The following is a 12,961-nucleotide window of genomic DNA, read 5'->3' as shown; positions in this document are numbered from 1 at the left end:
GGAGCACTATGTCCGCGATCTATAACTGCCTTGATCCGCAGGTTCGCGACGACGCGGTGCGCGCGGCTGCGGACGCTGTGCGAGCCGGCCGTTGCGTCGTCCTGCCGACAGACACCGTCTACGGAATCGGCTGCGACGCCTTCAATAACGATGCCGTAGCCACGCTGTTGGCTACCAAGCGCCGTGGCCCCGACATGCCTGTGCCGGTGCTCGTGGGCAGCTGGTCGACCATCCAGGGGCTCGTGCGGGAGTTTTCCGACACCGCGAAGACACTCGTGGAGGCGTTCTGGCCCGGTGGGTTGTCCATCGTCGTGCCTGAGGCACCGAGTCTGCCGTGGAACCTTGGCGATACACGTGGCACCGTGCTGCTACGCATGCCGAACCAACCGCTCGCACTTGAACTGTTGCAAGAAACCGGACCGATGGCGGTGTCGTCTGCCAACATCTCCGGCAACCCGCCGGCACAGACCGCAGCAGAGGCCAAGGCGCAGTTTGGTGATGCGATTGGCGTGTACCTCGACGGGGGAGAGGCCGAGGTTGGCACTCCTTCGACCATCATTGATATTTCGAAGCCTCAGCCGGTGATTTTGCGCGAAGGCGCGATCCCGGTCGAGCGCATTGGTGAAGTCTTAGGGCTTGACCCAGAGTCGTTGCGTCGAAAGTAGCGGGGGAGTTTTCAGGGGATGTCCGGAGCTGGTGTGCCACTTCGCGAGCTCGCACTCGTGCTACTCGTCGCGGCTGCGATCACGTACCTGGCCACAGGTGTGGTGCGTTCAGCTCTCGTGCGCACAGGACGCGTCGCGGAGATCCGCCAGCGCGACGTTCACACGCAGCCAACACCGTCGCTCGGTGGGCTGGCCATGTTTACAGGGTTTGCTGGCGCGTTTGTTCTCGCGCAGCAACTGCCCGCACTGACCCGCGGGTTCGCTCCAGTCACTCCAGAGATGACTGCAGTGCTCGTCGGCGGTGCCGCCGTCGTTGCTGTCGGAATTGTTGATGACCTCTACGAGCTCGGCGCGTTACCCAAACTCATCGGGCAATTCGCTGCTGCGATCATCATGTCCATCTTGGGGATTGCCTTTACGGTGTTTTACGTTCCAATCGGGGAGGGCACCACCCTGATTTTGGATGAAGTCCAGGGCATGGTCTTGAGTGCACTGTTTACTGTGCTGCTGATCAACGCAGTGAATTTCGTTGACGGCATCGACGGACTCGCCGCAGGGCTGGGCATGATCGCCGGGATGGCGATCCTCGTCTATTCGCTGTCAGTTCTCCATGACCAGGGCGGGGCGGTCTCCGCGTACCCGCCGGCGATTATCTGCACGTTGCTCGTCGGTATCTGCGCCGGCTTTTTGCCCCACAACTTCGAACCGGCGCGCATCTTCATGGGGGACTCCGGTGCCATGCTCATCGGGCTGCTGCTTGCCGCAGCGTCGATCTCCGCATCGGGCAAGATCAACATGTCGCTCTACGGGGCCGCAGACCTGGTAGCACTCATTAGCCCGATCATCGTCGTGCTCGCCGCGATTGCCCTGCCGGTCCTCGACCTGATTTGGGCCGTTGTGCGACGAACAGCCCGCGGCCAAAGCCCGTTCCAGGCAGACGCAGGCCATATCCATCACCGTTTGCTCCGCCTTGGGCATACGCACCGCCGCACTGTTCTGGTGCTGTACCTGTGGGTCTCCGCCGTCGCCTTCGGCGCGGTCAGTTTTTCCGTCGTGCCGGTGCGCATCGCAGTGATCTTCACCGTTGTCGCGCTTGTTTTTTCTTTCGTGCTCACTCTGGTTCCACTTGCGGAAGGCAAGATTGGCCCGCGGCGTGGTGGGGACGGTGCGGTGGCGTCGTCGAAAAGCAACCCTGCTCAGTCTGTAGGATGACCCAGCATGGAACCGCTCGAAGTCAATGACACGTCCCAGGTCAGTGATCATCGTCAGCCGCTCATCCGCGCACTGAAGGTCGCGGGATGGGCACTCGTCGTGCTTACGGTCGTCTCGCTCATGGCATGGGGCGCGACCCGCGAACTGCCCGGCATCTGGGCCGCGCTGATGGGAGTCGCCGTCGGCGGTGCGTTCGTACTCGCAACCACGGTGTCTGTCCTCGCAACCTCAAACTCATCCCCAAACACCACCATGGCAGTTGTCCTCGGCGGCTGGCTACTGAAGATGGGGCTGCTCGCAATCTTCCTGCTGTGGATCCGTGGATTCGACTTCTACGACCATCGAGCATTTGGCGTGACGACGATCGCAGCACTCGTCGTTGCACTCGCCGCCGAAGCCTGGGGTGTGCTCACCACACGCACCACGTACCTCAACTAACACAGAGTGTGGGGACCCTGTGACAGACCTAACAATCCGCTAGAAAGTCGTGCAAGCTGGGTGATTAGGGGTAAAAACCCTTAAAAGTCACCTTGGTGGGGGGACAATGGCACAGGTAAAACCCACATTCTCCTGATGTCCTGTTAGGATATCCGCTGGGTTTGTTCCAGGCTGGCGTTACCCCTGATGTGCAGGCGAAACCGGCCGGGGAACGACATCCCCTGCCCCGCGGAAGCAGATGTGCGACGGAGTCCGCCGCGGAGGCAGCCTGATGAAGACGTCCATCGCACCGCCCTCCGGGGAACCGGGGAGCGGCCCGAGAACGGGAGAGAACGCTGAGCGTTACAACTTTGGCCATGAAGGGTGAGTTTCACGCACCTGCGCTTGGTCCAGAATTTTTCCCGGGGCAAACGTACGGCCATATCATTGGTGAGGAATTTGCCAATGGGTGGTTCGCACTGGACCGCATCATGCTCGTCCGCCTCCTAATTGCGGCGATCCTGGTGCTCCTCTTTGTTATCGCCTTTAGGAACCCGAAGCTGGTTCCGAAGGGCCTGCAGAATTTCGCCGAGATCGGCGTCGACTTCGTCCGCATTCACATCGCGGAAGACACCTTGGGCAAGAAGGACGGCAAGCGGTTCCTGCCGCTGCTGTGCACCATCTTCTTCTCCATTCTGTTCATGAACGCGGCGACGATCATCCCAGGCCTCAACATCTCGCCTAACGCGCGTATCGGCATGCCGGTCGTGCTGGCAGTTGCGGCCTACATTGCAATGATTTACGCCGGCGTCAAGCGTTATGGCGCTGCGTACTTCAAGCACTCGACCGTCATCCCCGGCCTTCCGCCGGCGCTCCACATTCTCGTGGTGCCGATCGAGTTCTTCTCGACGTTCATTCTGCGTCCGGTCACCCTGGCGCTTCGTCTTATGGCGAACTTCCTGGCTGGCCACATCATTCTTGTCCTGCTCTACTCCGCCACGAACTTCTTCTTCTGGCAGCTGAACGCATGGACGACAGTGAGTGGCCTGACCCTGATCGCAGCACTGCTGTTCACCGCATACGAGTTGATCATCATCTTCCTGCAGGCGTACATCTTCGCCCTGCTGACTGCGGTGTACATCGAGCTGTCGCTGCACGCGGATGCGCACTAACAAAGCGCGACCACACACGGCCAACTGAATAACCCCCAACATCTGTCACACGCTTTCCCGCGGCCTGCGGGGAGGCACCTAGAAAGGGAACGACTTTCACATGAACGACATCATTCTTGCTCAGGCAGCGGAGACCGTGAACCGCTACGAGGGTCTCGGCACCATCGGCTACGGCCTTGCAACCATCGGCCCGGGCCTCGGCATCGGCATCCTCGTCGGCAAGACCGTCGAGGGCATGGCACGTCAGCCGGAGATGGCTGGCCAGCTCCGTACCACCATGTTCCTGGGTATCGCCTTCGTTGAGGCACTTGCCCTGATCGGCCTCGTTGCCGGCTTCCTGTTCTAAAAACAAGAACGAATAACCCCGTCCATTTTTAGATCAGGAGCAACCAATGACTAACGTCACTGCATTCCTCGCAGCCGCAGAAGGCTCCGAGAAGCTGCCGCTCGAGAATGAACCATCCATTCTCGTCCCGGCCGCGTACGACGTGGTTTGGTCTCTTGTCGTTTTCATCATCATCGGCCTGCTTTTCTGGAAGTACGTTATTCCGAAGTTCCAGGAAGTGCTGGCAGAGCGCGAAGACCGAATCAAGGGCGGCATCGAGCGTGCTGAAGTCGCCCAAAAGGAAGCCAAGGCTGCCCTGGAGAAGAACAACGCTGAGCTTGCGGAGGCGCGCCACGAGGCCGCTGAAATCCGTGAGGCAGCGCGTGCCCGCGGCAAGGAAATCGAGGCAGAGTCCCGTGCCCGTGCCGAGGAAGAAGCCCGCCGCATCATCGAGGCAGGCGAGAAGCAACTGCAAGCAGCTCGCGACCAGGTTGTCGCAGAACTGCGCAACGAGATGGGCCAGAACTCCATCTCGCTGGCAGAGCGTCTGCTGGGCACCGAGCTGTCGGACACGACCCGTCGCTCGAACACGATCGATGAGTTCCTCTCCGAGCTCGATCACGTCTCGACGAGAAAGTAGGCGAGATGAAGGCAGCTAGTCGCGAAGCACAGTCGCACGTCACCGGTCAGCTCGAATCACTGATCGGCAGCGCCGACAACGCAGTCGCCACCGCAGCACAGATCGGCACCGAACTGTTCCTCATCGTGGACCAGCTCGACACCGAGCGTGCCCTGCGCGTGGCTATCGCCGATACGTCCCTTGAACCCGGCCAGCGCGCCGGCATGGTGAAGGACGTTTTCGGTGGCAAGGTGGCGGAACCCACCCTGAACATCCTCACCGCAGCAGCGGAGCAGGAGTGGTCGACTCCGCGCGAGTTCCGCGCAGGTCTGATCAACCTGGGTCGCATCGCACTGCAGAAGGGTGCACAGGAACAGGGCCAGTTGGAGCAGGTCGAAAACGAGCTCTACCAACTGTCCGTCCTCCTCGAGGACGAAAAGGAGCTCACGCAGCTCCTGTCCGACCGCACCGCAACCGCTGCGCAGAAGCGCGGACTGCTAGCTAGCGTGATTTACGGCAAGGTGACAATGTTCACCGAGGCCCTGGCCTTGCAGGTCATCGGCCGGCCGCACCACAACCCCGTCGACGATCTCGCCGAACTGGCAGAAAACGTTGCGGAGATGCGCGGCAAGTCGGTTGCACGTGTGAAGACCGCTGAGGCGTTGAACGACACCCAGCGTGACGCACTGGCCCGCAAGCTGGAGCAGATTTACGGCCGCGAGATCGCCATCCACTCTGAGGTTGACCCCAGCCTCCTCGGCGGAATGGTGGTTCGTGTGGGCGATGAGGTCATCGACGGTTCGACGCGCGGCAAGATCGAGCGTCTCCGTACCGATATGGCAGCCCAGGCGGCTAAATAATTAACAATATGCTGGATAAAACTACCGAGAGCAGGAAGAACATGGCGGAGCTGACGATCTCCTCCGATGAGATCCGTAGCGCGATAGCGAACTACACCTCGAGCTACTCTGCGGAGGCCTCCCGTGAGGAGGTCGGCGTGGTGACTTCGGCCGCAGACGGTATTGCCCAGGTTTCTGGGCTGCCGGGCTGCATGACGAACGAGCTGCTCGAGTTCCCCAACGGCGTCATCGGCGTCGCCCAGAACCTTGAGACCGATTCCATCGGTGTCGTGGTGCTGGGTAACTTCGAGACCCTTTCCGAGGGCGACGAAGTCAAGCGGACCGGCGAGGTCCTCTCCATCCCGGTCGGCGAGAACTTCCTCGGCCGCGTGATTAACCCCCTGGGTCAGCCGATTGACGGCCTTGGCCCAATCGAATCCGACGAAGAGCGTGCACTGGAACTCCAGGCCGCAGGCGTTCTCGACCGCCAGCCGGTCGAAGAGCCACTGCAGACGGGTATGAAGGCGATTGACGCCATGACCCCGATCGGCCGTGGCCAGCGCCAGCTCGTCATTGGTGACCGCAAGACCGGTAAGACCGCGGTTTGCATTGACACCATTTTGAACCAGAAGGAGTTCTGGGAGACCGGCGACCCGTCGAAGCAGGTGCGCTGCATCTACGTCGCCGTCGGCCAGAAGGGCTCCACCATCGCTGGCGTTCGCCAGACGCTGGAGGAGGCCGGTGCGCTGGAGTACACCACGATCGTGGCTGCTCCGGCATCCGACTCCGCAGGCTTTAAGTGGCTCGCACCGTTCTCCGGTGCAGCACTGGGCCAGCACTGGATGTACCAGGGCAAGCACGTCCTGGTGATCTACGATGACCTGACCAAGCAGGCAGAGGCATACCGTGCCATTTCGCTGCTGCTTCGCCGCCCGCCGGGCCGCGAGGCATACCCGGGCGATGTGTTCTACCTGCACTCCCGCCTGCTGGAGCGTGCCGCAAAGCTTAACGACGAGCTCGGCGCAGGCTCCCTGACCGCACTGCCGATCATCGAGACCAAGGCGAACGACGTCGGTGCCTTCATTCCGACCAACGTCATCTCGATTACCGACGGCCAGGTCTTCCTCCAGTCCGATCTCTTCAACCAGGGCGTGCGCCCGGCTATTGACGTGGGTATCTCCGTGTCCCGTGTCGGTGGCGCCGCACAGACCAAGGGTATGAAGAAGGTCGCCGGTAACCTGCGTCTGGACCTCGCGGCATACCGTGACCTCGAGGCCTTCGCTGCGTTCGCTTCCGACCTCGACGCCGCTTCCAAGAAGCAGCTCGAGCGCGGCCAGCGCCTGGTCGAGCTGCTCAAGCAGTCCGAGCACGCGCCGCAGCCGGTGGAGTTCCAGATCATCTCGATCTGGGCTGCCAACGAAGGCGTCTTCGACGTCGTTCCCGTTGAGGACGTCCGCCGCTACGAGACCGAGCTGCACGAGGCCATCAAGGCCAATGCACCGCAGGTCTATGACCAGATCGCTGGTGGCAAGCAGCTTGACGACGACTCGCAGGCCGCAATCCGCCGCGTCAACGAGGACCTGGCACGTAACTTCCAGGCATCCTCCGGCGAGCGCATTGTCCGCGAGGCCGAGCACGAGCCGCTTGACTCCGGCCAGGTTGCGAAGAACCAGCTCAACGTCAGCCGCTCCTAGTGCCAGTCGGTTCTAGGACTACTACATAAAGGAAGGGAGGAAACACCATGGCAACGCTTCGCGAATTGCGTGACCGCATCAGGTCCGTCAACTCCACGAAGAAAATTACAAAGGCCCAGGAACTGATCGCCACCGCGCAGATCACCAAGGCCCAGCAGCGCGTCGAGGCGGCTAAGCCGTACGCCGACGAGCTCAAAGACGTCATGGAACGCCTCGCGTCCGCGAGCTCCCTGGCCCACCCCATGCTCCACGAGCGTGAGAACGGCCGGGTCGCGGCAATCCTCGTGGTCACCTCTGACCGCGGTATGGCCGGCGGCTACAACCACAACGTGCTGAAGAAGGCTGCGCAGCTTGAGCGCATGCTGACCGACGCAGGTTACGAGGTGGTTCGTTACGTCACCGGTAACAAGGGCGTGACGCACTTCAAGTTCCGTGACATGGATGTCGCGGGATCATGGACCGGATTCTCGCAGCAGCCGTCTTGGGAGGACACGCACGACGTGCGCCACCAGATGATCGACGGCTACATGGCTGGCTCCGAGGCCACCGTCCCGCTTCGCCAGAATGGCGAAACGGGCGAGGCTGTTCGCGGTTTCGATGTTGTCCACGTTGTCTACACCGAGTTCGTATCCATGCTTTCCCAGGAGGCACGCGTCGATCAGCTTCTGCCGATCGAGCCGGTCCTGGAAGAGTTCAAGTACGAACAGGAAGACATGCTGACCAACTCTGGTGAAGTCAGCCCGGACATGAACTTTGAACCGGACCCGGACACGCTCATGGATGAGCTGCTGCCGGTCTACGTTTCCAGGTTGCTCTACTCGATCTTCCTGGAAGCAGCGGCCGCCGAGTCGGCATCGCGCCGCACGGCAATGAAGAATGCGACCGATAACGCCACCGAACTGGCCAACGATTTGTCTCGCGAGGCAAACCAGGTCCGTCAGGCGAAGATCACCCAGGAAATCACCGAGATTATCGGCGGCGCTGGTGCGCTGTCCGGTAGTGGAGAAAGTGACTAAATCATGACTACTGCTCACTCTTTTGATGAGCGCAACGACGATCTGGCGGGTGCGGCGCTTCCTGAGGCCGACACCCAGACCGCAGATCGGGTCGAGAACACTCAGAACCCGCGCGGTTCTGAGAACGGCCGTGTCGTGCGCGTCATTGGTGCAGTCGTCGACGTGGAGTTCCCGCGTGGCGAGCTGCCCGCTCTGTACAACGCTCTCGAGGTCGACATTGACCTCGGCGAGATGTCCCGCACCATCGTGCTCGAGGTCGCCCAGTTCCTGGGTGACAACCTCGTGCGCACGATCGCCATGGCTCCGACGGACGGCCTCGTCCGTGGCGCCAAGGTGTCGGACTCCGGCAACCCGATTTCTGTCCCGGTCGGCGACCAGGTCAAGGGCCACGTGTTCAACGCACTCGGCCAGTGCCTGGACGACCCGTCGGTCGGTCAGACCGGTGAGCGCTGGGGCATCCACCGCGAGCCGCCGGCCTTCAAGGACCTCGAAGGTAAGACCGAGATCCTCGAAACCGGTATTAAGGTCATCGACCTGCTCACCCCGTACGTTAAGGGTGGCAAGATCGGCCTGTTCGGTGGTGCAGGTGTTGGTAAGACCGTTCTGATCCAGGAGATGATTACGCGTATTGCACGCGAGTTCTCCGGTACTTCGGTCTTCGCCGGCGTCGGCGAGCGCACCCGTGAGGGCACCGACCTGTTCCTCGAGATGGAGGACATGGGCGTGCTTCCGGATACCGCGCTTGTCTTCGGCCAGATGGATGAGCCGCCAGGGGTTCGTATGCGCGTGGCCCTGTCCGGCCTGACCATGGCGGAGTACTTCCGCGATGTGCAGAACCAGGACGTGCTGCTGTTCATCGACAACATCTTCCGCTTCACCCAGGCAGGTTCCGAGGTATCGACCCTTCTGGGCCGTATGCCTTCCGCCGTGGGTTACCAGCCGACTCTTGCCGACGAGATGGGTGTGCTCCAGGAGCGCATTACCTCGACCAAGGGCCGTTCGATTACGTCGCTGCAGGCTGTTTACGTGCCGGCTGACGACTACACCGACCCGGCTCCGGCAACCACCTTCGCCCACCTCGATGCGACCACCGAGCTTTCCCGTTCGATCGCGTCGAAGGGCATCTACCCGGCAGTGGATCCGCTGACCTCCACGTCGCGCATCCTTGAGCCGGGCATCGTTGGCGAGCGTCACTACAACGTCGCTCAGAAGGTGATCGGCATTCTGCAGAAGAACAAGGAACTGCAGGACATCATCGCCATCCTCGGTATGGACGAGCTCTCTGAGGAAGACAAGATCACCGTGCAGCGCGCACGTAAGATCCAGCGCTTCCTGGGCCAGAACTTCTTCGTCGCAAAGAAGTTCACTGGCGACGAGGGTTCCTACGTCCCGCTGGAAGAGACGATCGACGCATTCGACAAGCTCTGCGAGGGCGAGTTCGACCACTACCCAGAGCAGGCATTCAACGGCCTGGGTGGCTTGGACGACGTCGAGGCTGCATACAAGAAGCTGCAGGCGTAGGAGGAACCATGGCTGAACTTACCGCTCAACTGGTCTCGGTTGACCGCCTGCTCTGGAAAGGTCCGGCAAGCATCGTCACCGCTCAGACTACGGAGGGTGAGATCGGTATCCTTCCTGGGCACGAGCCGCTCTTGGGGCAGCTCAAGGACAACGGTGTGGTAACCATCCGCCCGATCGGTGGCGAGCGTATCGTCGCGGCCGTACAGGGTGGGTTCCTCTCCGTTGTCGGCGACAAGGTGACAGTCCTCGCGGACTACGCCATCTTCGCCGACGAGGTTGACTCCGCCGTCGCAGAGTCCAACCTCGACAACGAGGACAGGGTCGTACAGGCTCGCTCGGAGGCGGAGCTGGCGGCCGTTCGTCGCAACGCGCACTAGTCGCTGCGCCGAGGAAGGCGTAACGCCGGCCTGACCAGCGCCCCCATCCGGATACACATTCGGATGGGGGCGTTTTTCTATGCCCCCACTCGCGCAGCGTGCGCATAAAAGACACAAAGGGCGTTAAGATATTGCGCATTACCCGCTGTCTGGAGGTTGAAACAATGGTGTTCGTCGTTGCCGTGGCTGTGCTTGTGGTGGCCACGTTTGCGGCGTCTGCCATTTGGCGGTTCAGCATGGTCCGCGGTAGCGGTTCCCGTGCCATGATCCGCCAGATGCCGGCTGAAGGCATCCATGGCTGGCGCCATGGTGTCTTGAGGTACGACGGGGAGCGCATGCTGTTTTACAAGCTGCGCTCTTTGTCGTTTACGCACGATATGGTCGCGGACCGACGCCTGCTGCAATTCACAGGCTTGCGGGACGTGACGGCAGATGAGCGCCAGTTTATGCCCGATATTGCGAAGATTCTGCAGGTCGATTCGCCCGATGGCGGTATCGAATTTGCTGCTGATCGTCGCACGCAGATGGGTTTTATCTCGTGGATTGAATCGGCCCCGGACGTACGCGCCGAGCGCACCGATATGCGCTCACTTGAGGAGCGCGCCCAGCGAGAGACCGAGCGTTAGCGGCGTTCGTCGCAACGGTACCCTTGGGCGCATGCGTCTAGTCATCGCCCGTTGTTCTGTTGATTATGTGGGTCGCCTCGATGCCCACCTGCCTGAAGCGCTGCGTCTCATCCTGGTGAAAGCGGACGGCTCTGTGTCCGTCCACGCCGATGACCGCGCGTATAAGCCGTTGAATTGGATGATGCCGCCGTGCACGCTGCGGGTGGAAAACGTTGTTGATATGGATGGCGATGACACTGGTGAGGAGCTGTGGATCGTCGAAAATTCCAAGGGTGAACAGTTACGCATCACCATCGCAGAGGTGCTTCTCGACGAATCACGTGACCTCGGCGTCGATCCCGGCCTGGTCAAGGATGGCGTCGAGGCACACCTGCAGGAGTTGTTGGCTGAGCACATTTCGACGCTCGGCGAGGGCTACGAACTTGTCCGCCGCGAGTACCCAACTGCGATCGGCCCGGTCGATATTTTGGCCCGTGACCCGCGTGGCGGAACGGTTGCGGTGGAGGTGAAACGTCGCGGTGGCATCGACGGCGTCGAGCAGCTCACCCGTTACGTCGAGTTGCTCAACCGCGACGAGTTGCTGCGGCCTGTGCGTGGCGTGTTCGCCGCCCAGGAGATCAAGCCGCAGGCGCGCACGCTTGCCAGCGACCGCGGATTCGATTGCGTGACCCTCGACTACGACGAACTGCGCGGCATCGAATCGAACGAACTGCGATTGTTCTAAATGCCACGCAAGAATCGCCGCCAGTACCAGTCGCCGCGCTACGTCCTGCCGCGTGACGGGTCGACCTTTATCGGCACCCAGGAGATGGAGGGGCCGAAGTGGACGAATGGCGAGATATTCAAGGTCCGCCAGATCGGCTCGGCAGCCGCAACGAAGTTCTACATTTGTCCAGGGTGCAACCAGAACATTCCTCCCGGTGTGTCGCATGTGGTGGCATGGCCGCGGGATTCCGGCAGGGGAGTCGATGATCGGAGGCATTGGCATAAGCATTGCTGGGGTCGTCGATAAGCGGGCGTTAGACTGGGCCGCATGATTGCAGCGTTTTCGGTCGCACCGACCTTGACGGAAAATTCCAACGCCGAAATGTCCGACATCGTGGCACGCGCCGTGAAGGTCGTCCGGGAGTCCGGGCTGCCGCACGAGACCACCGCCATGTTCACCACCATCGAGGGCGAGTGGGACGAGGTCATGGACGTGATTAAGCGTGCCACCCAGGCGGTGGAGGAGGTTTCTCCACGCGTGTCGCTCGTGGTCAAGGCTGATATTCGGCCCGGCTACACGGACATGTTGCACCAGAAGATCGAGTCGCTGAACAAGCACCTGGAGGATTAGCATGACCAACCCGCAGTTCACCGGCGGCGCTATTGACTTAGGCGCGCTGGCGCAGCAGCCTGAGCCTGGCGACTTTCAGCCGTTTGTCACCGTCAACGCCACCAACGTTGAGGCGGTTGCGTTTGAGCGGTCCAAGCAGATCCCTGTGATCCTCATGGTGGGCACGGACCGTTCTGAAGATTCTGTCGCGCTCAAGGCCACGTTCGAGCGGCTCGCGGCGGGGCAGCAGCAGTTTATGGTCGCCTACATCGACGCGGATGCCACCCCGCAGGTGGCACAGATGCTCGGCGTGCGCGTGTTGCCCACCGTGGTCGCGCTTGCCGCAGGACGCCCAGTGGCCAACTTTGAGGGCAATCAGCCGGCCGACCAGTTGGAGCAGTGGATCGGCCAGATCGTTGCCCAGCTTGGCGGCCAACTCCAGGGGCTTGGTGGCGAGGAGCCTGCGCAGGATCCGCGTCTCGACGACGCCACCGCCGCCCTCAACGCCGGCGACTTCGATCGCGCAACTGCGCTTTACGACGCCATCCTTGCCGACGACCCCACCAACACCGATGTCAAACAAGCCAAGAACACCGTCGCCGTACTCAAGCGGCTCAACGACCAGGACGGCGACGGCGACGCGGTGGATGAGGTGGAGCAGCAGCTGCTCGCCGCGGATGCGCAGTTTGTCGGTGGGGATCCGGAAGGTGCCTTTGATCTGTTGCTCGGCATGGTGAAGACGGAGCCGCGTGCGAAGGAGCGTCTGCTCGAACTGTTGACGTTGCTTGCTCCCGACGACCCACGCGTGATTTCGGCGCGCACTAGGCTCGCTAGCTCGCTGTTTTAGAGTTATCCACAGGGGCGAATTCGCAAATTTCACAGGCTCGCGGGGGTGGGTTGCGAGTTTGGTCTAGCGTCTTGGGCATGAATTCGTTCGAGGTGTTAGTGCAGGCGATGTCGGCCGCAGCGTTAGAGACGCTGGCTGATTTCGACCTTGATGTTGCACTCGCCTCGGGCTTTGCACCGGATCGTGCGCGTGCCTGGTCGCGGCTGCGGGATGTGTACTTCGGGCGCACCAAGTTCACGCGCAAACAGGCGGTGGCAGCTACGCGTGCTCGGGCGTTCTCTCTGGACGAGCTCGCACTGATCGAGCGGCGTATCGC

General features: G+C 61.5%; 16 protein-coding genes and 1 pseudogene. All 17 read left to right on the top strand.

Features of this window, described 5'->3' with window-relative positions; translation table 11 throughout:
* Positions 1-8: 8 nt before the first annotated feature.
* On the top strand, positions 9-665 hold the full coding sequence (locus HMPREF3048_RS03740) for an L-threonylcarbamoyladenylate synthase (RefSeq protein WP_070421840.1): 657 nt from the start codon (positions 9-11) through the stop codon (positions 663-665).
* An 18-nt stretch (positions 666-683) separates the two neighbouring features.
* Positions 684-1,877 (top strand): MraY family glycosyltransferase, encoded by a 1,194-nt coding sequence (locus tag HMPREF3048_RS03735; RefSeq protein ID WP_070421841.1) that lies wholly within the window; start codon positions 684-686, stop codon positions 1,875-1,877.
* 6 nt (positions 1,878-1,883) lie between these two features.
* Positions 1,884-2,315, top strand: coding sequence for a Cg1360 family ATP-synthase-associated protein (locus tag HMPREF3048_RS03730; RefSeq protein ID WP_070421842.1), 432 nt, complete (start codon positions 1,884-1,886; stop codon positions 2,313-2,315).
* Positions 2,316-2,671: 356 nt separating this feature from the next.
* Positions 2,672-3,466 (top strand): F0F1 ATP synthase subunit A, encoded by a 795-nt coding sequence (gene atpB / locus HMPREF3048_RS03725; RefSeq protein ID WP_070421843.1) that lies wholly within the window; start codon positions 2,672-2,674, stop codon positions 3,464-3,466.
* Between the two features lie 100 nt (positions 3,467-3,566).
* Positions 3,567-3,812, top strand: coding sequence for an ATP synthase F0 subunit C (locus HMPREF3048_RS03720; RefSeq protein WP_042406503.1), 246 nt, complete (start codon positions 3,567-3,569; stop codon positions 3,810-3,812).
* Positions 3,813-3,858: 46 nt separating this feature from the next.
* The gene (locus HMPREF3048_RS03715; protein ID WP_070771230.1) at positions 3,859-4,431 is read left to right on the top strand and encodes a F0F1 ATP synthase subunit B; all 573 of its coding nucleotides are present in this window, start codon (positions 3,859-3,861) and stop codon (positions 4,429-4,431) included.
* A 5-nt stretch (positions 4,432-4,436) separates the two neighbouring features.
* Positions 4,437-5,270 carry a F0F1 ATP synthase subunit delta gene (locus HMPREF3048_RS03710; protein WP_070771229.1) on the top strand — a complete coding sequence of 278 codons (834 nt, stop codon included), beginning with the start codon at positions 4,437-4,439 and terminating at the stop codon, positions 5,268-5,270.
* Positions 5,271-5,278: 8 nt separating this feature from the next.
* Entirely contained in the window at positions 5,279-6,943 is a 1,665-nt protein-coding gene (gene atpA, locus HMPREF3048_RS03705; RefSeq protein ID WP_070421846.1) for a F0F1 ATP synthase subunit alpha, read from the top strand.
* Positions 6,944-6,990: 47 nt separating this feature from the next.
* On the top strand, positions 6,991-7,959 hold the full coding sequence (locus tag HMPREF3048_RS03700; RefSeq protein ID WP_070771228.1) for a F0F1 ATP synthase subunit gamma: 969 nt from the start codon (positions 6,991-6,993) through the stop codon (positions 7,957-7,959).
* A gap of 3 nt (positions 7,960-7,962) precedes the next feature.
* Positions 7,963-9,480, top strand: coding sequence for a F0F1 ATP synthase subunit beta (atpD, locus tag HMPREF3048_RS03695; RefSeq protein ID WP_224212800.1), 1,518 nt, complete (start codon positions 7,963-7,965; stop codon positions 9,478-9,480).
* Positions 9,481-9,488: 8 nt separating this feature from the next.
* A complete protein-coding gene (locus tag HMPREF3048_RS03690) occupies positions 9,489-9,857 on the top strand; it encodes a F0F1 ATP synthase subunit epsilon (RefSeq protein ID WP_070569891.1) in 369 nt (122 codons plus the stop codon).
* A gap of 164 nt (positions 9,858-10,021) precedes the next feature.
* The gene (locus tag HMPREF3048_RS03685; RefSeq protein WP_083279365.1) at positions 10,022-10,483 is read left to right on the top strand and encodes a DUF2550 domain-containing protein; all 462 of its coding nucleotides are present in this window, start codon (positions 10,022-10,024) and stop codon (positions 10,481-10,483) included.
* 31 nt (positions 10,484-10,514) lie between these two features.
* Positions 10,515-11,207 carry an endonuclease NucS gene (gene nucS, locus HMPREF3048_RS03680; RefSeq protein WP_070452226.1) on the top strand — a complete coding sequence of 231 codons (693 nt, stop codon included), beginning with the start codon at positions 10,515-10,517 and terminating at the stop codon, positions 11,205-11,207.
* The gene (locus HMPREF3048_RS11735; RefSeq protein WP_070421850.1) at positions 11,208-11,495 is read left to right on the top strand and encodes a hypothetical protein; all 288 of its coding nucleotides are present in this window, start codon (positions 11,208-11,210) and stop codon (positions 11,493-11,495) included.
* 21 nt (positions 11,496-11,516) lie between these two features.
* A complete protein-coding gene (locus HMPREF3048_RS03675) occupies positions 11,517-11,819 on the top strand; it encodes an MTH1187 family thiamine-binding protein (protein ID WP_070452229.1) in 303 nt (100 codons plus the stop codon).
* Between the two features lies 1 nt (position 11,820).
* On the top strand, positions 11,821-12,645 hold the full coding sequence (locus HMPREF3048_RS03670; RefSeq protein WP_070771227.1) for a tetratricopeptide repeat protein: 825 nt from the start codon (positions 11,821-11,823) through the stop codon (positions 12,643-12,645).
* A 77-nt stretch (positions 12,646-12,722) separates the two neighbouring features.
* Positions 12,723-12,961, top strand: a pseudogene (locus HMPREF3048_RS03665) (hypothetical protein); the annotation flags it as partial.

The sequence above is a fragment of the Corynebacterium sp. HMSC075D04 genome, assembly GCF_001815635.1.
Classification (GTDB): domain Bacteria; phylum Actinomycetota; class Actinomycetes; order Mycobacteriales; family Mycobacteriaceae; genus Corynebacterium; species Corynebacterium coyleae.
This window is presented reverse-complemented; position numbering and strand designations above follow the sequence as displayed.